Below are 19,327 nucleotides of genomic sequence, written 5' to 3' on the forward strand. Positions count from 1 at the left end.
CTGCTTCATTTGGTTAATTCGACGGTTCGGCAACCATACTGTTGTTTTGCAGAACGGTGATAAGGTCCGTCATGTTCACAGGTTTGGTGATATAGTCATTCATGCCGGCGTCCAGAAAGCGTTCCCGGTCTCCCTTCATGGCATGGGCCGTCAAAGCGATTATGGGAACATCCCGGCAATTACCGGAAGTGCTTTTCCGAATGGCCCTGGCGGTCTCAATTCCATCCAGTTGCGGCATCTGGATATCCATGAGAATACAGTGGAACTGCATATATTTCAGGAGCTCCAGGGCCTTGTGACCATTGTTGACCAGGGTTGGAAAGTGTCCCAGCTTTTTCAGCATCGTGGTAATTACCAGGGCATTTATATTCTCATCTTCAACTACAAGGACCCTCCGGTTATGGACCGCCGGGCGTTCGGCCGCAATCGAGGGAATCTCGGGGCAATCTGCGGAACGTGCGGATTTTACCAGAACAGAGAAGATGATCATGGTTCCCTGCCCTCTCACGCTGTGAATTTCAACCTCTCCACCCATTAGTTGAACAAGCTGCTTGACAATACTGAGGCCCAGTCCGGTCCCCGTATATTTTCGTCTGAATGAGCCGTCTACCTGGACGAAAGGTTCAAAGAGCGTATCGATTTTATCCGCCGGTACTCCCACGCCTGTATCTCGAATTTCAAAGACAAGTTTAATTTTATTTTCATAGCAGCCTTCCGAGGCCACATGAACGGAGATAGTTCCCTTTTCGGTAAACTTGGCGGCATTGCCGATGAGGTTGAAGAGAATCTGGCGCAACCGCGTCTCATCCCCGATAACGTGGGTGGGCAGGCTTTGATCGATTTCCGTTATCAAGCTGACGTGTTTGTGGTCAATGAGGTTTTCAAAGCTGGCGGCTATGGATTGGATGACGGCCTGAAGGGAGAAGGTGTTGTCTTCCAGATCGATTTTTCCTGCCTCAATTTTGGAAAAGTCCAGAATATCACTGATTATTTTAAGTAAACTTTTTCCTGAACTGAGAGCGGTATCAACATAGCTCTTCTGCTCGCTGCTCAGCGGCGTTTTCTGGAGAAGCTGCATCATTCCCAGAACGCCGTTCATCGGCGTGCGGATTTCATGACTCATGTTGGCAAGAAACTCCGATTTGGCATTGCTGGCCAGCAGTGCTTCTTCCTTGGCCTTTTCCAAATCATTTTGGGCCAGGACTTTTTTCGTGGTTTCGCGGGTAACGCAGACAAAGCCGTCGAATTTGCCTTCGGCGGTGTAAACTGCAGAGGTGCTCGTTTCCACCCAGATCCGATGACCGTTTTTATGGTACCATTCAAATTCCCAGAGCCTGGTGATGGGTTCCTGCTTCTTTGCCTCTTTGAGGAGGAGACGGGTTACCAGCCGATATTGATGGCGAAAGTGGGGTGTAAGCTGTTCCTCCTTGGCCAGCCGGACAAATTCTTCCGGGGTGAAACCCATCAGGTTTTCAATGGAGGGAGTGACATAAGTTATATCAAGCTGGTCATTGGTGGTCCAGATGACATCCCGGACATTATCCGCCAGCAGCCTGTACATGGCCTCGCTTTTACGCAGGTCATTCTGTATGATATTGTCGAGAGTGACATCACGGCCTGTTCCGACAGTGCCTATAAGTTTGCCTTTTTCGTCAAACATCGGGGCCTTATGGACTTTCAGGGCCAGATATTTACCGCGAACAAGGCCATCTTCAAGAAACTTCTGCGGTTTCCTCGATTTTTTCACCACCTTATCGGAGTCTATGCATATCTCACCGAAGGTATGGTTGTGCCCCCTCTCCCTTTCCCGCTGAGCGAAAAAAAGGTCATTTTCACCAAGAGGATTTTCGTCGGGAGTGCACATCAACAGCTTGTCGCAGATAGCCTTGTTGGCAAAAAGATAGCGATCGTCAAGATCCTTTGCCCAAATCAGATCAGATACTGTATCCGACATCAATGTCATGAGGTTGGAGAGATTCCGGTGGCGTTCCCGGCTTTTCTTAAGAGCCTTTTCAGCTTTCTTCTTCTGCGTTATATCGGTAAATACCATGTAGATGGCCTCCTGCTCCTGATGAGTAACCAGGTTGGCCGAGAGAAGAACATACCGTTTCTCCATGGCATTATTAACCAGAGAAGTCTCGTAGTCGGTGACTTGCCCTTCCTGCTGCACTGCCCTGATGAACGATCTTCTTTTATACAGATCAGGCCAGAATTTTTTAGCGCACATCCCTTCGGCCTCTTCGGCCGAAACACCAAAAAATCGTGAAGCAAAATCATTTATATAGAGGATGGAGCCGCTTTTTAAAGAAGTAATGATGACCGGGAAAAGTGTCTGTATCTTAGCTATTTTCCGGCGCAGAGAGTGTATGTCTTCGAGAAGTTCCGCTATCTTTTTGTCTTCGTCTGAACTCATCAACGTTTTCTCCTCAAAATGATGACAAATTGATATGATTTTGCATTCTATCAAAGACTCCTCATCGGTTGCAATGTATTTTATCGGGATTCCGCTTTTGTTCTTTTGCCTCTATGTCCTTCAAGTTCCGATGTCTTTGAAATGATTTTACTATGTGGAATTTGATGATGGACACATTTGGAAGAGCGTTGTAGAAAGAAGATTCTACCACTACCGTTAAATTGTTTTCTTGGTTTTTTTGCAAGGAAATAGTTTTCTCGAAGGTGCGTAAACTTCTTAACTATGCTAATTGTTTGGTATTTTTTTATGGCGGTTTTTTCAAGAGTGAGACATTCTAAAATTTATGACCGTAGTGCTGCAAACAAAGAATACAATGGAAAAATATAAAGGAGTGAAATTCAAGATTCGCCGGGTTGGTGAAGAATTCACTTTTGATCATCGTTTGGAAATTTTAAATGCCTGGATCTTCACGCTCGGTGAGCTGGGTTTGGCCCCCGTTCATCCTCAAGGCGCCTACGGCAACCATTCCTACCGGGTCTCTGATCAATCTTTTATTATCACCCGCACCGGCATGATTCCCTGCCGGGAATTACGTCCGCAGAACTTCTGTCTGGTCAGTTATGATGAAAAAGAGGAAATGTTCTGCGTCAAGGGTAAGCATGAGCCTTCCTCTGAGTGTTTTCTTCATCACACCATTTACCATCACCTCTCCGGGATAACTACGATCATGCACGGCCATTCCCTCTTGCTTAATGTTCACGCCGGGACACTTCAGATACCTCAAACAGATAAAGAATATCCCTATGGAACACAAGAACTCGCCCGCTCGGCCAAATATCTGGTGGAGAAGGAATCCTCTTTTTTTATCTTAAAAAATCATGGCTTTGTGGCCACGGGGAGTGAACTGAACGGTACCGGAATTATGGTGCTGCGGCAGTACAGACGTCTTCTCGATCTGCTTCTGGAAGAGTCGAGGCCTTAGTGGTGCTGTCAAGGAGCAGGAAAATTGTACCGAATAGTTCATTTTTCCGGAAGAAGCACTGGCTTTTCCTCTTATCACCTTCAATTGCTGAGCCCCTGCACCGTCCATCCGGTTGATATGTGAAATCAACTTCACTTTGGCTCTACTCGTTTTTGGCAGTGGCCTGGGAATTGCAACTATTCTTTACCCCCAGCCGAGCTGGAGCAGCCCGTCAACTCATCGTGAAATGATGTGCTGAAATGGGAATGTGTAATTTTAACGAGGTTGTTATGGGAAACAGAGTGTATCAAAGGTTGGAAGTTAAAGGGATTAGTGCCGATCTCTCGGACGGGAAAGGCTTTTTCCCCGGCGTCGTCAGCGATGTATCAAGATTCGGTGTCGGCATGACGGATCTGCCTAAACGTATTAATGAAAATACCCGGAGAATGACTGTGGTGATTTCCGGAAACGGAAAGAACTTCAAAATGCTTGTCAAGCCAAGGTGGGCGGAATCAGTCGGACGTCGTAAAATTATGGGTTTTGAAATCATCAATACCCCATTCGAGTGGACTGATTTTATTATGAAACTCGAACCCATGAAAGACAGAGAAGGTTGGACTTTTTCCCGGTAAGCATACCATGTCACGCAGCCGTATTGTCAGAAACCGACCCGGCAATACGGCTGCTGATTTTTCCCGCCCGCTCAGGTATCTTCCGAAGGTTCATAAAATAATCATTCACTTGATAAAAAATATTGTCTCCGGACCCGTGAAATAACCCCTGTTAAATCTTCTTGCCTGATAATCACAATAATTGTAGATATTAGCCCAGTCGAAGGATAAGGCCGGGCAGATACCGGAATTAAACAATAGCAGCTATAGGGAATTGAAATATGGAGAATGATGTCGGGGCCAGATTGGTGAAAGCATTAAAAAACCCCCAGGATTCCGAAAGCCAGGAGAGCTTTGCCAAGGCTTTGGAAATCACCAAGGCCTACGCAAGTTCGGGGGCCGCCACTCATTTCAGTGCGGTTGGAAGGCTTTTTTACGATCTTTTCGAGATGTTTGAGACCGGTAAGGATCCACGGCAGAAATAAAAATATTTGAACCTCTCACAGCTTGGTGGGAGGGGGGGTGCGCCGCAGATATGTTGCCCAACAGCTAAGATCAGCCGAGCAGACTTCTGCGATTCTTTTCAGGTAATCGAGGTTAAGACCGATGTTATCCAGATAGAGGTTCTTGTCTATATTCCAGCGCTTTTGAAAATGAGTCCGCATTGACGGGGCGAGGTTGCCTAATGTCTCCTCAAGTCTTCTCTTTATTATTTTATCGTGAAAATCAAGCGTGCTGCTCATCAATTCGATGGCTGAGGTGTGCTTGTCTATGCCGCTGTCCTGGTGTTCCTGAAAAAGCAGGGGCAGGCTCTCGAGATAATAGCGGTCAGCCATCTGAGCCAGCAGGTCCGCCGTGCCAATGACCTGGCCGCAAAGATGCAGTCTGCTGTCGGCTATGTCGCCTTCTTTGGCTTCCCAGTCAAGAATCGTATGCTTGATGATTGTTTCGCAGTTGGTGCTGTAGTCTAAGGGGAAATTGTTGGTTTGCAGATAAATGTCGAGAATGGCAATAGAGCGTTTTTCATGCTGCTGAGCATAACCTGAATTGTTTTGCGCTTCTTCCGGGGACTGCGGCAGCATGCCGGAATCGTGAAAATAGGCGCTGAGCAAACCTTGAAGAATAAGCTCATCGGGAAGATTTCTCCCTTCATGATAGAGACCATGAAAGAGGCGCATAGTCGCAAGTACCACACTGTAAGTGTGCCTTAAATTGTGATACTTGGTAATACTGGCTTCGAACCCGGGATAGTTTCCGGAAAAAATCGCGGTAACGTCACCGTGGACTTGGCGCACGAGCCCGCAGTCGATTTCTGGACAGATTTGAGAAATAAGTTCAACTACTTCATCAAGCGGATCAGTAGTTATTCCTGATTCGAAAATGCAGTTCTTCTGGATGTTGGTTAAAAAGATTTTTTCCATACTTCGATATTCTCAATATCTTCGTGTCAATAGACGATGCTCCCGTACATTAGCGGCAGGAAATGGAGATAAACTCCGTCTGTGGCGCAGACTGCACTGTATACTTTCAGACGCGGTAATGCAAGTTGGACGGTAAGTGGTAGTAACTTCAGTCCATTTTTAATCATTTTGCAATGCTTTTTTTCGTCTAGAACTGGACTTTCTTCATTTTAAAATGTATTGTAACAAACAATTGTGGTAAATGTTCCAGGGGATAGATACAAAGAGATGGGCTTGGCGTATGCCTGGCCGATAAGGATATTGATTGCCAATCAAGCTCAGGGGAAAATGTTTTTCTTGTCCGTTTATTTTTAAGTATTTAAAAATAAAGATTAATTAATATGTTTTGGTCCGGGTTTTTTTTTGTTTCCAATAACTCCGGATTCTAAAATACTCCAGGAGGGAATGAGCTGGATTTAAAAACGCTGACATTATCGAGTTCATCGGCAATCGGTAAAAGAAATAAATATGGCACTGCAATGATAACTGACAATGAGTCTACAGTAATACTGATTGTAGATGATGATGATCTTGTTTTAAAGACATTGAATGTGCTGATTTCAGCTTTGGGTTACCAGTGTCTTCTCGCCGGCGATGGTCTTGAAGCTGTCGAGGTCCTCAAAGAAAAAAGGTGCGACCTTATTCTTACGGATGTTTTGATGCCGAACATGGACGGTCTGGAGTTGCTGGCTTATGTTAGTGAAAATTTTCCTAAAATTGATGTTATTGTCGCCACAGGATTCAGCGAACGGGCAAGCTATGCCGATGTGATCAAGGCCGGAGCGATCGATTTTATCAAGAAGCCGATCGATCAGGCCGAGCTTGAAGCTAAGCTTGCCAGAGCCATGCGTGAGCGGAAGATGGTGAGTGAGTTGGAACAGCTTTCCCTTAGTGACAGCCTCACATCGATTTACAATCGCAGGGCCTTCGATAAATATTTTGTTCATGAGGTCGAAAGGGCTTTTCGTCAGGATTATCAGCTTTTCCTCGCCATTCTCGATATTGACAATTTCAAGGAATATAACGATAAATTAGGCCATCCGGAAGGGGACAAGGTTCTGGTGTCCCTGGGTGAGATTCTGGTGGAGTGTACCCGTCAGAATGTCGATATGGCTTTCAGGCTGGGGGGCGATGAATTTGCCGTCTTGCTGCCGCAGACCAGTGCCAACCAGGCAACGGAGATTGTCCAGCGTATTCTGCTCAGGTTTATCGAGGCCAACTACGGCAAAACCACATTGTCGATCGGTATCGTCTCTTGTGACCGCAATCCGGAGCTGGAGCTGGAAGTGGATATTGTCAGAATGAAGGCGCGCGCCGATAAAACCATGTATGAAGCCAAAAGCAACGGCAAGAGTTGTGTGATCTGCCGGTTGTAGTCTTTGGCATTCCCATCAGTCAAGCAAGAAAAAGCATCTGATTACCATGAAACTCAGCCAGTTTCATGCTGCCTGCCTTGGAGATTTTACAAAAGCCTATTCTTACGTCATTCCGGACTTGATCAAGCCCGGAATGACGAAACTAACACATTCCCGAAGATTCTTGGGACTTACCTGAAATGCAAGTATCTTTGGCTGAATTTTATTGGAAATTTTAAACAAGTATCGCTGCCGTATTTCCGCCTCCGGCTTAAGAAATCACCGGTCCAGCACATTCTTGCGAAAATTCGGGTTCGGAGGTATCGGATAATTCCCGTCAAAACAGGCCAGGCAGAAATCCTTGCTTGCCAGTCCCGCCGCCTCAACCATACCCTCTTTGCTGAGATAATAGATAGAATCAAGGCCAAGCGCTTCGGCAATCTGCTTCCTGTTATTGTTCGAGGCAATAAGCTGATCGGTCGAGGGAAAATCTATGCCGTAGTAACAGGCATGCCTGGTTGGCGGGCAGCTGACAACCATATGGATCTCTTTGGCGCCGGCATCACGCAGTGAGCGGACCCGGCTTTTGCCGGTGGTCCCTCTGATTACCGAGTCCTCTACAATAATAACCCGCTTGCCCTTGAGAAAGGAGCGCACCGGATTGAGTTTGACACGAACATTGAAGTCCCTCATCGACTGGGTGGGCTGGATGAAAGTCCTGCCGACATAGTGGTTGCGGATCACCCCGAATTCCAGAGGAATGCCTGATTCCTGAGAATATCCCAGCGCGGCGTAATTGCCGGAATCGGGAAAGGGCATGACAAAATCTGCGTCTATGCGATACTCCCTGGCCAGAATACGGCCCATTTGTTTCCGTGCCTCATAGACATTGGTGCCGAAGATTTCCGAATCGGGTCTGGCAAAGTAAACGTGTTCGAAAATGCAGAAGCTGGTGTCCCTCTTGGGCCAGGGGTAAATCGATCTCATGCCCTCCCTGGTAATGATCAGCACCTCTCCCGGCTCGATCTCACGCACATAGTCGGCTTCGATAAGATCGAGGGCGCATGTTTCCGAAGCCACCACCCAGCCGCTGTTGTTGAGCTTGCCCAGGCAGAGCGGCCGGAAACCATTGGGATCACGTACCGCAACCATGGTGTTTTCGCTCATCAGCAAAAGAGAATAGGCGCCTTGCAGAGAGGAAAACGATTTCATCAGAGCCTTTTCAAGGCCGAGATGGGCTGTTCGCGCCATCAGATGAAGAACGATTTCACTGTCCATGGTGGTCTGGAAGATGGAGCCGTTTTCCTCAAGCTCACTTCTCAGCTCGATGGAATTAACCAGGTTGCCGTTGTGGGCAACGGCGAGGGTGGTCCCCTTGTGGTTGACCATCAGAGGTTGGGTGTTGATGATATTCGAGGCCCCGGTAGTGGAGTAGCGCACGTGGCCGATCGATATATTGCCCACCAGCTGACTGAGGATCTGCTCGGAAAACACTTCCGGCACCAGCCCCATGTTTTTATAGGAGTTGACCTTGTGCCCGTTGGAGGTGACGATACCGGCACTTTCCTGCCCTCTGTGCTGCAGGGCGTAAAGGCCGAAATAGGTGAGCTTGGCTGAGTCTTCATGGCCGAATACACCGCAGACGCCGCATTCATGCTTCGGGTAGGAAGATGTGTCCTGCTCGTTAAAATGGTGTTCCATTATTGTTTCCTTGGTAAGTTCCTGCTGATGAAAAAATTCCTTTACAAAGAAAAGGGAAAGACACAAAGATAGCGCTCTTTGTGCCTTTTGTCACATACCGTTTTATTCCAACCTGAAAAGATAACCGGAGACGCTGTCATTTTCAGGAACCGCTATCGGTCACCATGGCGTAGATGAGTTCGGTGAGCGCCACCATATCATTCAGATCCACCTGTTCGTCGGTGGTATGCACGTTTGCCATGCCGGTCGGAACGATAGCCGTCCGCAGGCCACTGCCGCAGAATATATTGGCATCGCTGCCGCCGCCGGCGATATCGAAGTAAAGAGGGCGGTCAATAATTGCGGCGCCACTGTGTATGCGGCGCAGTACCGGCTCGCCGTCCTCGAGCTGCAGAGCCGGAAAATCCTCCTCCATCTCAAAGGAGAGCGAGGCCCCAATGTCGTCTTCACTGTGCGGCCAGTCCTTGACGACCTGCTGGAAAATATTTTTTATAATCCTGGTGTGGTCTGCCAGCATCACCGGGGAGTGGCTGCGGACCTCGCCCTCGAGCACTACCGTCTCGGGAACGATATTGGTGGCGGTGCCGCCGCTTATCAGGCCGAAGTTGGCGGTGGACAGGGTGTCAATCCTGCCGAGGGTGATCTGGGTAATGGCCTGAGCGGCTATGGCCAGGGCGTTGACGCCTCGCTCCGGCGCCGATCCGGAATGAGCGGCTTTGCCCTTGATGGTGATCTTGACCTTGTTGGCCGCAGGTGCGCCGGTAACAATCTTGCCTTTTCTGGTGGAATCCAGGGCATAGCCGTATTGTGCCTTGAGCAGGCTGGTATCCAGAGCCTTGGCGCCGAGAAGCCCGATTTCCTCACAGGTGGTAAAGACCAGCTCAATGGGGCAGTGGGGGGTGTCGTTTTCCTTGAGCAGGTACATAAGCTCGAGAAGCGGTGCAATACCTGATTTATCATCGGCACCCAGCACGGTGTTGCCGCCGCTGGTGAAAATATCACCATTACGTATCACCTCCAGACCTTCGGTGGGGCCGACGGTGTCCATATGGCAAGCGAAGAACAGGGCGTCATTGAGATTCTCATCACCGGTAAAGCGGACGATGAGATTTCCGGTTTCGGATCCTGTTTGCGATGAGCTGTCATCGACGATGATGGAGGCGGCCCCGAGTTTTTCGCAATGCTGCTGAAGGTATCGGGCAACTGCGCCCTCCTTTTTCGATGGACTCTCCAGCTGGCAGAGCTCGGTGAAGAATTGTGCCAATCTGTCTGTATTTATCTGCATCTCATATCCTGTGCCGTTGAGGTGAGAAAGACTACCGCATGACTGCTGATGCCTTCCTTTCTGCCGGTATAGCCCATCTTTTCCGTGGTTGTCGCTTTGATATTAATCTGCTCGGGAGTACTCTCGCAGCCTTGAGCCAGAATCTTTTTCATCCCGGCAATAGAGGAAGCCAGCCGTGGTTCCTGGCAGATTATGGTGATATCCGCATTGCCAATGGTGTAGCCGTCCTGCCGCATGATTTCAGCGACCTGTTCCAGCAGCCGTATCGAGTAGATATCCTTGAATTCCGCCGCAGAGTCGGGAAAATGGGCTCCGATATCGCCCCTGCCCAGGGCCCCAAGGATGGCATCGCACAGAGCGTGGGTAACCACATCGGCATCGGAATGCCCGGCAAGCCCCCGCTCATATGTAATCCTGACTCCGCCAAGCACCAGCTCCCTGCCTGGAGCAAAACTGTGGGCGTCGAATCCATGTCCTATTCTGAACTGATTGGTCGATGGCTGCATAAGAATTCTTTCGGCCATAAAGAGATCTTCGGGCCGGGTGATTTTGATGTTGGTCTCCGATCCGGCCACGAGCTTGACGGGAATCGCGGCACGCTCCAGCAGGGACGCTTCATCCGTCGCTTCAAAGTCTCCCGCCTCGGCAAATGCCCGGCGTAAAAGCGGAAATCTTGCCGCCTGCGGGGTCTGGGCCTGCCATAGCGCCGACCTGTCGATGGTGGCGCTGATGGAATCGCTGCGATCACCTCTCTTCAGCGTATCCTTTACCGGGATTGCAGCAATGGCCGCGCCATGCTCTGCCGCAGCGTCTCGGCAGCGGCGGATCAACTCCTCGGAGACCAGGGGCCTGGCGCCGTCATGGACCAGAACGATATCAAGGTCATGATCGAGGTAGTCGAGTCCGGCCTTTACCGAATCCTGCCGTCGGACACCGCCCTTGATTACGATTGCCTTGCCCGTCAGATTCCATTGGTGCAGCAGCTCTGTGGTGGACTCCACCCGGTCCGCCGGGACGACCACAACGATCAGATCAATCAAACTGCTGTGATGGAAGGCGGAGACGGTATGCACCAGGACAGGCCTGCCGGAGAGCTCGAGATACTGTTTCGGCAGATGAGAGTTCATTCTGCTGCCGCTGCCGGCGGCTGGAATGATGGCGGCGGCTTTAATTTTCATGATAAAAGTTGGTGTTCGCGGGCTGTATAGAAAAAATTGGAGCGGGTAGTAAGCCGAATTCTGTTACCCCTGCAAGGGGCCATGATCATTTAACTGGGATGCCGGTCGCCCGGCACCTCTTGCAACCTACCCGGAGGCGGTGGACGGGCAGCCCTTAAAACCTCCCTATTTGGTCTTGCTCCGAATGGGGTTTACCATGCCGTCCATGTCACCATGGACGCGGTGAGCTCTTACCTCGCCGTTTCACCCTTACCTGCGAGCAGGCGGTTTGTTTTCTGTGGCACTTTCCACCGGTCGCCCGGTGTTCGCGTTACGAACCATTCTGCCCTGTGGAGTTCGGACTTTCCTCTCCAGTGAAAACCGGAGCGATCATGCACCCGCTCCAAAATATCTATATCTATATACTACACTATTCCCTGCAGTCCTTAAACCGGATCTTTTCTTCTCTGCCGAAAAGATGAAAATGAGAAGAACGCGCCGACAGCTGAACCTGCTATCGATAAGGTCCGGTGTCCGTTCTGCTACTGCTCGGCAGTCTCCAGTTCCTTGTAATAGATCATTCTCTGACAGGTGGGACAGTCAAGCATCTGATCGCCTCTGAGCAGTATGTTGAACTGCTGCGGCGGCAGACTCATGAAGCAGCCCTGGCATACCCCGTCATTAACGTTGACCACCGCCAGCCCATTGCGGTGTTTACGCAGGGTGTTGTATTTTTTTATAAGGCGCGAATTTATCTCTGTGGCCTGTTTATCACGAACGGCGGTTTTTTCCTTTTTGCCCTTGTTGATCTTTTCGATGGCTTTACGAACCTTTTCCGTTTCTTCGGATACCAGTTTCTTCTCGCCTTTGAGGAGATTTTTTTCCTCAGTTGCTTCATTGGAGAGGTTTTCGATCTTTTCCATCAATTCGACGATGCGGTCTTCGCTTTCCTTGGCGCTTTTCTTGGCATCCTCGATTTCCTTTAACAGGGCAGTCTGTTCGCGACCGGTCTGAACCTGCATCATTTTAGACTGGCGATCCTTTACATGAGCCATTTTATCGGCCATTTCATCTTCTAGCGTTCGGCGTTCCTTTTCCAGAACATCGATCTGTTCGGTCAGGGTGTTGATATACGCTTCTTTTTCAGCCAGTTTTTTGATGCGTTCATCGAGAGCTTCCTGTTCCTGTTTTATTTCGTTGTCTATTTTGTCTATTTCGAGGTCGAGTTCCTGCAAAGAGACAAGTTGAGCTATTTCGGCGTTCAAGATTTTTCTCCTATATTTATGGTTTTAGTTTTCAAGGTTGATAATGTATGTAAAGAGACAAAAGGAGGTTCCTCCGTCTCTGTTAGGTGTATTTCGACATCCCAGTTTTCCTGGACAGCAATTTTTCTGAGTCTTTCCGCAAGGTGGAAGGTGATTGGCTTCTCGGTGGCGTAATGGGTGCCGTCTATGACGGCAAAACCGGTTTCCTTGGCCCAGATTGCGGTGGAATGTTTGATTTCGGCGGAGAGGTAGACATGGGCGCCGCGGCTTCGCGCCAGAGGTGCCAGGTCGGAGCCACTGCCCCCGCAGACGGCGACCGTGGAAATTTTTTCAGGCAGTGATCCGGCAATATTCAGGGTGTCCAGCTGGAGAAGGCTGAAGAGCCGCTGGAGAAATTCCACGGCCGATATCGGTTCCGCATAGACTCCTATCCTGCCCAGGCCGCTGCCGCTTGCTTTATCCTCTGTCGCCGGCAAAAGAGGTTCGAGGTCGGTCAGTCTCAGGGCTCTCGCCAGGACATCGCTGACGCCGTCGACGGCAGAATCAAGATTGGTGTGACAGCCGATAATGGAAATATTGTGCGACAGGGCCTTTTGCAGCAGCTGCCCGGCGGGGTCGTCCGTGTTAATGGAGGAAAGTGCTTTGAAAATAACAGGGTGATGGGTGATCAGAGTATCGGCACCAAGAGCGATGGCCTCATCCACCAGCGAGTTAGTGGGATCAAGGCCGATCAGGATGCCGGCAGCGTTATTGTCCGGGCTGCCGATCAGGAGACCGACATTATCCCATTTTTCAGCAAGTGCCTGTGGAGCGAAATTTTCCAGGGTGAAGAGGATATCCTTGATTTTAGGCTGCATTGTGAATCCTCCCAATGTTACCGATAAAACCAATAAAAAAAGGTACTTTCCCGTGGAGAAAGTACCTTTTTGGTTCAGTCCGTCTAGACCAGGCGGTTAAGCCCGGTGTGACATACTCTATGTGGGCAGGTTTTTGTTCTGCCTCTCTATATGTGAAAAACTGTAGTCTTTTCAAGGAACCTGGAGTTAAGGATCAGATTCAAAAATTATGGTGGGCGCAGTAGGACTCGAACCTACGACCGACCGGTTATGAGCCGGTGGCTCTAGCCAACTGAGCTATGCGCCCATTCCGCCTAAGTAAACATATCATATTATCTTCTTTGGTTAAAAAGTCAACTAAAAAGAGGTCTGTGGCGAAATATGTGGGAATTTTACCGAACATTGACCAGAGAAGGACGGTTGCCGGGGAATGTGCTGACCTTCTTGAGGAAGGTCTCCGCTAAGCCACCTTGCGATGCGCCGAATCGGGCGAATCCGGCAGCAGGGAAAAAAGGAACTTCCGTCATTAAATTTCCTGATAAAGCTACACAAAATTGAAAAAGGCAATACTGTTTTGAGAAGCTGCCATGTCAGCAAACCAGGTGACTCGTAAACAAATCAGGAACTTCATCAAAACCCATACTACTCCTCAACCTATAGTAACGGAAAAACCGTGATATATAACAACCTGCTCTATTTCCTGACCGCCATTTTTATCTTCAGCATGGCTACAGTTCCGCCGGTTCCCACCCTGCCGGCCATCCTGGCGCTGCTCGCTTTTTTGGTGCTCGCAGTCGTCTTTGACAGGTATGCGGCCAGGGTTTTTCGCCGGGTGGATACCAGTGAGTCCAGCGAATACTTTAAAGCGGAGAAGCGTGTCGCCGCTGCCGGCCTGCTGGTCTATGTCTTTATGGTGTTCGGCCTCGATCTCAAATATTATCTTGTCTTCCTCTCCTTCGGAGGCCGGCTTCCGGCCCTGACCAACATCGCCGGCCTGCTGGTCTTTTTTCTGCTCCTTGTAATTCTCTGGGGCAGGGCAAGAAAAAGCTATGAACGGGTTTTTGCACGAAAATATCGACGCAGTGTCTTCATATATTCCAATATCAAGGCCAACCTCCCCATTGTCCTGCCCTGGATGATTCTTACGGTTCTTTACGATCTTGTCGGCCTTGCCCCGTGGCCGTGGCTGCAGCAGGCCATGGCTTCGATCTGGGGAGATGTCTTCTTTTTCGGAACATTCCTGATCTTCGTCTTTATCTTCTTTCCACCGCTGGTCAAGACGCTGTGGGGCTGCCGGAAGGTGGAGGAGGGCCCCCTGCGGGATCATCTTGTAGCCTTCTGTGAAAAGCAGAATTTTTCCGCCGAATTGTATATCTGGCCGCTTTTTGAAGGGCGGGTAATCACTGCAGGCGTTATGGGAGTGATTCCCGGACTGCGCTACATTCTTCTGACTCCGGCGCTTCTGGAAACCATGACCATCGATGAGCTCGACTCGGTGATGGCTCACGAGATCGGCCATGCCAAAAGGTTTCATCTGCCGCTCTATGTCTTTCTCATCGGAGGTTTTGTTTTGGCGGGCGGTTTTCTCGCCGAGCCCCTCTATTATTATTTCTTTTCCAGGGATTATTTTTATTCTTTTGTCGCCGCCGTAAATCTGTCGCCGGAAGTGGTGCGCAATGTTGTCATTGCCGTTCCCGCCCTGCTTTTTCTGCTGATTTTCTTTCGCTATATTTTCGGGTATTTCATGCGAAATTTCGAACGTCAGGCCGACCTTCATGTCTTTGATGTGCAGGGCAACAGCCGTGCCATAATCTCCGCCTTTGAAAAAATCGCGATTCTCAGCGGCAATATCCGGGAACAGCCGAGTTGGCATCATTTCGGCATCGGCGAGAGAGTCGATTTTCTGCATAAATGCGAGAGAGAGCCTGCACTCATCAGACAGCACCATCGAAAAGTGGGAACCAGCCTGTTGCTCTATATCGGCATCTTGTTCGGCTCAATCCTTTTCGTGCAGAGCCTCTCCTTTGAAAAGAGCATGGCCGCCTATGAAGAGAAATATGTCAAGGCGGATCTGCTCTACAACGCAAAGCAGGAGGAAGATCCTGCTCACTGGCTCTTTTTCGCCGGGAATTTTCTGCTCGAGAACAACTTTGAAGAAAGGGCCGTTATCGCCTTTGACATGGCTGTGCAGATGGAGCCGCGACAGCCGGATATTCTCAATAATTATTCCTGGCTGCTGCTCACTGCCGAAGATATCGAACTGCGCGATCCGGAAAAGGCACTGGAGTATGCCCGTTCTGCTGCCGCCGTGAAACCCAGCGGTTATATCCTTGACACCCTGGCTACGGCCCTCTGGGCAAATGAGCTGGTCGATCAGGCGATCGAGGTGGAAAGGCGGGCCGCCTATGCCGATCCGGAAAAGGCGGAATATTATCAGTCGCAGATAGAAAAATTCGGAAAGATCACCTATCAGGAGGAACTTGAGGAACAAATGTCACGGCAGCTGCCCGCCATATTGAGCGGCACCGGGGAGGAAGTCTGATGCCGTTTTTAGGAGCGCACGAATCGGTCAGCGGCGGGCTGTATCTCGCTTTTGAGCGACTGGCTCAGGTGGGCGGCGAGGCGCTGCAGATTTTCACCCGCAACCAGCGGCAATGGATTCCGGCGGAGTTGCGACGGCAGGAAGTCGAGGATTTTCGTGCTGCCTGGCGTGACTATCCCGGCCTGGAGGTGGCTTCACACGGCTCCTATCTGGTCAATCTTGCCTCTGCCGATGAGAGTCTGCTGCATAAATCGATCGGAGCCTTTGTTCTCGAGCTGGAACGTTGTCAGCAGCTTGGCATCACCATGCTCGTTCTTCATCCCGGATCACATGGAGGCACCGGGGTGGAGCAGGGTATAGAGCATTTTGTCCGTGGGCTGGATGCTGCACTCGAGCAGGCCCGTTCGGAGACCAGGGTGCTTATTGAAAACACTGCCGGCCAGGGTACCGGGCTGGGCAGCAGTTTCGAGGAGATCGCCGCCATCCTGGCCCAGTCCGGGTATTCCTCGCGGCTCGGTGTTTGCCTTGATACCTGTCATCTCTTTGCTGCCGGTTATGATATCAGAACCGTCGAGGCCTACCAGCGAACCATGGCACTCTTCGATGAGCGTGTGGGAGTTGAAAGGATAGAATTTTTCCATCTGAACGATTCGACCAAAGAGGTGGGCAGCAGGGTCGACAGGCATGCCCATATCGGTGAAGGACAGATCGGGTTGGAGGGGTTCCGTAATCTCCTCAATGATCCCAGGTTTGCCGAGCGTTCCATGACTCTGGAGACCCCCAAGGACAAAGAGCTCGAAAATGACCGCAGAAATCTGCGGATCCTTGCGGGCCTTCTGGAGAAATAGATTGAGTTTGATTCCGCTCCTCTACAGAGAAAGAGACTTGCGAAAAATCCCATAAAAGGGAACAATGCACCATTTATGTAGCCAACTCCAATAAATGGAAGAATCGCCTCCCGGGAGGGTTGCCGGAGATAAGGCATTTTCGGACGGCCTCCTGGTGGGGTATAAGTGGTGCGAATGAAGTTTCTCTATAGCGATGCTCTGCTTGAACTGCTGGTAAAAGCGAATATTCTCAGCGGCAAGCAGGCCAAATTCATCACCCTCGAGAAGGGCAAACAGCGTCAGAAGCTGTTGAAACAGTATGGAAAAAGGGATGAGATCGATCCCAATTATCCCGATCTGATCGACGTCATTGTCTCTTTCAAACTGACCATCGATGGCCGGGATGACACTGTACTCGATGAAGAGACCATTATGCGGACGGTCAGCCAGGCCCGCAAAATCCCCTACAAAAAGCTTGATCCGCTCGAGTTGGATATGGATGTCGTCACCAAGACCATCCCCAAGAACTTTGCTATCCGCCAGCTTATTCTGCCCTTCAATATTCATAACGGCATCCTGGAAGTAGCCTCCTACCACCCCGACTGCAAGACCGTCATCGCCGATATCGAGCAGGCCAACCAGATGAAGGTCAGGGCCTATCTTGCCTCCAAGTCGGAGATAAAGAAGATCATCTCCGAGTTTTTCGGCTTCCAGAGCTCCATCAGCGCCGCCGAAACCCACTTTACCACTCCCGGGGTGGCAACCTCGATTGATATCGGCAACCTTGAGCAATTTGTCAAGCTGACCTCGGCCAAGGCCATCACCTCTTCCGATCAGCATATCAAGTCGGCGGTAAATCATCTCTTTCACTATGCTCTCGACCAGCGCGCCAGTGATATTCATATCGAGCCCAAGCGGGAAATCTGTATGGTGCGCTTCAGGATCGACGGCTCGCTCCATACCATCTACAAGCTGCCGAAAGCCGTCCATTCCGCCATCGTCTCCAGGATAAAGTTTCTCTCGCGCCTGGATATTGCTGAAAAAAGAAGACCGCAGGACGGCAGGATCAAGATTGAGAGCAGTGAAGGCAAAACCGTCGAAATTCGCGTCTCCACCGTGCCGGTCTCTTTCGGCGAAAAGGCGGTGCTGCGGATTCTCGATCCCGATGTCATTTTTCAGGATCTTCATCATCTCGGCTTTGCCAGGAGAGACAGGGTGGTCTACAACCAGATGATCACTTCACCCCACGGCATCGTGCTGGTCACCGGCCCCACCGGCAGCGGCAAGTCGACCACGCTCTATTCGACCCTCAAATCCATTGCCACGGCGGAGAAGAATATTGTCACCGTCGAAGATCCGGTGGAGATGGTCTATGAAGATTTTAATCAGATCGCCGTCCAGCCCCTGATCGATGTCACCTTCTCGACCATTCTCAGAAATATTCTCAGGCAGGATCCCGATATCCTGATGATAGGAGAGATTCGCGACCTCGATACCGCCAAACATGCGGTCCAGGCAGCCATGACCGGTCATCTGGTCTTTTCCACCTTGCACACCAACGACGCGGTGTCCTCCATTATTCGCCTGATTGATCTGGGCGTCCAGCCCTTTCTGCTCTCTTCCACCCTGCTCGGTTGTATGGCTCAACGGCTGGTAAAGAAAATCTGCCCCGACTGCCGGGAAGAGTTTGAAGTTGACGGCGCCGAACTGTATAAACTCGGCTTCCCCGTGCCCCGCAAGGGTACTCAGACCCTGCAGCGCGGCAAGGGCTGCCGTGAATGCCGCCATACCGGGTATAAAGGGCGGCAGGGCGTGTTTGAGATTTTTCCTCTTTCGCAGGAACTTAAAAAAATGATTGTCGCCCAATCGTCATCCTCGGAGATGCGACAGGTTGCTATTCGGGAAGGAATGACTACATTACGCGAGGACGCCTGGAAAAAGGTGCAGGATGGGATCACTACCTATGAAGAAGCACTTCGGGTAACCGGAGAGGAATAAAGCAAGTATGCAAGGTAAAGTAGTCGGCAGAAACAAGAAAGCCTATCACAATTATATTATCGACTCGAAGATCGAGGCAGGCATGGTCCTGTCGGGCCCCGAGGTGAAATCGCTGCGGGCCGGCAAGGTCAACCTGCGTGATGGCTATGCCAGGGTTAATGAAAGAGGAGAGGTGATGCTGCACAACGTCCACATCTCCCTGTATACGTTTGCCACGCACAATCCCAACGAGCCGATCAGACCGCGCAAGCTTCTTCTGCATAAACGTGAAATAAAAAAACTAATCGGTAAACTTCAGGAGAAAGGTCTTGCTCTCATACCGCTTAGTATATACTTTGTAAGTAACGGCAAGGCAAAGGTGGAACTAGGTCTTGCCCGAGGTAAAAGACAATATGATAAACGCGCCACGCTGAAGAAAAAGCAGGGTGAACGAGAGGTTGAACGCGCCATGCGCCGAAACCAGAACTAAAAGAGAAAGACTTGTTGTATAAAAGAAAATTACTAAAAATGTCGAAATAAGGGGGCGAAACGGCTTCGACGTGGATGTGGAAGCTTGAGTTGCATGCCGAGCACCTGTCAGCTCGTAAAAAAGACGGACTATAAATATAATCGCAGACGATTATAACTACGCAGTAGCAGCTTAATACCTGTCATACTGCCGTCCCACCGGTCTTCGCCCGAAAGGCCGGATCTGGGGCGTCGACTCATCGGGCTGGTCAATTGATGGTGTCTATACATCAGGCGACGAGAACTTCATAGACTAGCCTAAGATCCGCTCTGTTCCCACGGCATATCTTAGGCGAAACTTCAAGTAGGGAACTAAGCATGTAGATACGAGAGGGGAGCATTTGCGGACGCGGGTTCGACTCCCGCCGCCTCCACCAGAGTGATGGCCGTTAAGGCCTGTAAATACGGG

The 19,327-nt window shown here is 50.2% G+C and carries 16 protein-coding genes, 1 tRNA gene and 2 other RNA genes; 9 read left to right on the forward strand and 10 right to left on the reverse strand.

The features are described from left to right. Positions 1-13: 13 nt before the first annotated feature. On the reverse strand, positions 14-2,413 hold the full coding sequence (locus JWG88_RS08090) for a PAS domain-containing hybrid sensor histidine kinase/response regulator (RefSeq protein ID WP_205233192.1): 2,400 nt from the start codon (positions 2,411-2,413) through the stop codon (positions 14-16). A gap of 373 nt (positions 2,414-2,786) precedes the next feature. Here JWG88_RS08090 and JWG88_RS08095 point away from each other — a divergent pair, with 373 nt between their 5' ends. From JWG88_RS08095 to JWG88_RS08105, 3 genes are all read left to right on the forward strand, one after another. Then, positions 2,787-3,395, forward strand: coding sequence for a class II aldolase/adducin family protein (locus JWG88_RS08095; protein ID WP_205233193.1), 609 nt, complete (start codon positions 2,787-2,789; stop codon positions 3,393-3,395). A gap of 269 nt (positions 3,396-3,664) precedes the next feature. After that, a complete protein-coding gene (locus JWG88_RS08100) occupies positions 3,665-4,006 on the forward strand; it encodes a hypothetical protein (protein ID WP_205233194.1) in 342 nt (113 codons plus the stop codon). A gap of 260 nt (positions 4,007-4,266) precedes the next feature. Continuing rightward, entirely contained in the window at positions 4,267-4,470 is a 204-nt protein-coding gene (locus JWG88_RS08105; protein ID WP_205233195.1) for a hypothetical protein, read from the forward strand. A gap of 15 nt (positions 4,471-4,485) precedes the next feature. On the opposite strand, the gene JWG88_RS08110 is transcribed toward JWG88_RS08105, so the two are convergent. Beyond that, complete coding sequence (locus JWG88_RS08110) at positions 4,486-5,406, reverse strand: hypothetical protein (RefSeq protein WP_205233196.1); 921 nt, start codon at positions 5,404-5,406, stop codon at positions 4,486-4,488. Between the two features lie 518 nt (positions 5,407-5,924). On the opposite strand from JWG88_RS08110, the gene JWG88_RS08115 reads away from it, so the two are divergent. Next, positions 5,925-6,821, forward strand: coding sequence for a GGDEF domain-containing response regulator (locus JWG88_RS08115; RefSeq protein WP_205233197.1), 897 nt, complete (start codon positions 5,925-5,927; stop codon positions 6,819-6,821). A 258-nt stretch (positions 6,822-7,079) separates the two neighbouring features. Here JWG88_RS08115 and purF read toward each other — a convergent pair whose 3' ends face one another. From purF to JWG88_RS21900, 8 genes are all read right to left on the reverse strand, one after another. Continuing rightward, complete coding sequence (gene purF, locus JWG88_RS08120; RefSeq protein WP_205233198.1) at positions 7,080-8,501, reverse strand: amidophosphoribosyltransferase; 1,422 nt, start codon at positions 8,499-8,501, stop codon at positions 7,080-7,082. Between the two features lie 142 nt (positions 8,502-8,643). Next, the gene (locus JWG88_RS08125) at positions 8,644-9,786 is read right to left on the reverse strand and encodes a M20/M25/M40 family metallo-hydrolase (RefSeq protein WP_205233199.1); all 1,143 of its coding nucleotides are present in this window, start codon (positions 9,784-9,786) and stop codon (positions 8,644-8,646) included. Then, positions 9,777-10,964, reverse strand: coding sequence for a 2-C-methyl-D-erythritol 4-phosphate cytidylyltransferase (gene ispD, locus JWG88_RS08130; RefSeq protein ID WP_205233200.1), 1,188 nt, complete (start codon positions 10,962-10,964; stop codon positions 9,777-9,779). The genes JWG88_RS08125 and ispD overlap by 10 nt, the downstream gene beginning before the upstream one ends. 33 nt (positions 10,965-10,997) lie before the next feature. Next, positions 10,998-11,349, reverse strand: an RNA gene (gene rnpB / locus JWG88_RS08135) — RNase P RNA component class A. 136 nt (positions 11,350-11,485) lie between these two features. Further along, entirely contained in the window at positions 11,486-12,208 is a 723-nt protein-coding gene (locus tag JWG88_RS08140) for a zinc ribbon domain-containing protein (RefSeq protein ID WP_205233201.1), read from the reverse strand. Continuing rightward, positions 12,205-13,065 carry a Nif3-like dinuclear metal center hexameric protein gene (locus JWG88_RS08145; RefSeq protein WP_205233202.1) on the reverse strand — a complete coding sequence of 287 codons (861 nt, stop codon included), beginning with the start codon at positions 13,063-13,065 and terminating at the stop codon, positions 12,205-12,207. Before JWG88_RS08145 ends, JWG88_RS08140 begins: the two co-directional genes overlap by 4 nt. Positions 13,066-13,274: 209 nt before the next feature. After that, positions 13,275-13,351, reverse strand: a tRNA-Ile gene (locus tag JWG88_RS08150). Between the two features lie 85 nt (positions 13,352-13,436). Then, positions 13,437-13,571: a hypothetical protein gene (locus tag JWG88_RS21900; protein ID WP_306793067.1), complete on the reverse strand. Its 135-nt coding sequence runs from the start codon at positions 13,569-13,571 to the stop codon at positions 13,437-13,439. 146 nt (positions 13,572-13,717) lie between these two features. Here JWG88_RS21900 and JWG88_RS21640 point away from each other — a divergent pair, with 146 nt between their 5' ends. The 5 genes from JWG88_RS21640 (at position 13,718) to ssrA (ending at position 19,295) form a co-directional block, all read left to right on the forward strand. Beyond that, entirely contained in the window at positions 13,718-15,586 is a 1,869-nt protein-coding gene (locus JWG88_RS21640) for a M48 family metalloprotease (RefSeq protein ID WP_205233203.1), read from the forward strand. Beyond that, on the forward strand, positions 15,586-16,434 hold the full coding sequence (locus JWG88_RS08160) for a deoxyribonuclease IV (protein ID WP_205233204.1): 849 nt from the start codon (positions 15,586-15,588) through the stop codon (positions 16,432-16,434). The genes JWG88_RS21640 and JWG88_RS08160 overlap by 1 nt, the downstream gene beginning before the upstream one ends. A gap of 174 nt (positions 16,435-16,608) precedes the next feature. Further along, positions 16,609-18,411 (forward strand): GspE/PulE family protein, encoded by a 1,803-nt coding sequence (locus JWG88_RS08165; protein WP_205233205.1) that lies wholly within the window; start codon positions 16,609-16,611, stop codon positions 18,409-18,411. A gap of 7 nt (positions 18,412-18,418) precedes the next feature. Further along, positions 18,419-18,880, forward strand: a complete 462-nt coding sequence (gene smpB / locus JWG88_RS08170; RefSeq protein WP_205233206.1) for an SsrA-binding protein SmpB — start codon at positions 18,419-18,421, stop codon at positions 18,878-18,880. A 50-nt stretch (positions 18,881-18,930) separates the two neighbouring features. Then, positions 18,931-19,295, forward strand: a transfer-messenger RNA (tmRNA) gene (ssrA, locus tag JWG88_RS08175). Positions 19,296-19,327: the final 32 nt, after the last annotated feature.

It is taken from the genome of Desulfopila inferna, from assembly GCF_016919005.1.
GTDB classification, from domain to species: Bacteria; Desulfobacterota; Desulfobulbia; order Desulfobulbales; family Desulfocapsaceae; genus Desulfopila_A; species Desulfopila_A inferna.

Coding starts and splice junctions, on each gene's coding strand:
- JWG88_RS08090 (WP_205233192.1), bottom strand. CDS start 2,413: ATGAGTTCAGACGAAGACAAAAAGATAGCGGAACTTCTCGAAGACATA.
- JWG88_RS08095 (WP_205233193.1), top strand. CDS start 2,787: ATGGAAAAATATAAAGGAGTGAAATTCAAGATTCGCCGGGTTGGTGAA.
- JWG88_RS08100 (WP_205233194.1), top strand. CDS start 3,665: ATGGGAAACAGAGTGTATCAAAGGTTGGAAGTTAAAGGGATTAGTGCC.
- JWG88_RS08105 (WP_205233195.1), top strand. CDS start 4,267: ATGGAGAATGATGTCGGGGCCAGATTGGTGAAAGCATTAAAAAACCCC.
- JWG88_RS08110 (WP_205233196.1), bottom strand. CDS start 5,406: ATGGAAAAAATCTTTTTAACCAACATCCAGAAGAACTGCATTTTCGAA.
- JWG88_RS08115 (WP_205233197.1), top strand. CDS start 5,925: ATGATAACTGACAATGAGTCTACAGTAATACTGATTGTAGATGATGAT.
- purF (WP_205233198.1), bottom strand. CDS start 8,501: ATGGAACACCATTTTAACGAGCAGGACACATCTTCCTACCCGAAGCAT.
- JWG88_RS08125 (WP_205233199.1), bottom strand. CDS start 9,786: ATGCAGATAAATACAGACAGATTGGCACAATTCTTCACCGAGCTCTGC.
- ispD (WP_205233200.1), bottom strand. CDS start 10,964: ATGAAAATTAAAGCCGCCGCCATCATTCCAGCCGCCGGCAGCGGCAGC.
- JWG88_RS08145 (WP_205233202.1), bottom strand. CDS start 13,065: ATGCAGCCTAAAATCAAGGATATCCTCTTCACCCTGGAAAATTTCGCT.
- JWG88_RS21900 (WP_306793067.1), bottom strand. CDS start 13,571: ATGACGGAAGTTCCTTTTTTCCCTGCTGCCGGATTCGCCCGATTCGGC.
- JWG88_RS08160 (WP_205233204.1), top strand. CDS start 15,586: ATGCCGTTTTTAGGAGCGCACGAATCGGTCAGCGGCGGGCTGTATCTC.
- JWG88_RS08165 (WP_205233205.1), top strand. CDS start 16,609: ATGAAGTTTCTCTATAGCGATGCTCTGCTTGAACTGCTGGTAAAAGCG.
- smpB (WP_205233206.1), top strand. CDS start 18,419: ATGCAAGGTAAAGTAGTCGGCAGAAACAAGAAAGCCTATCACAATTAT.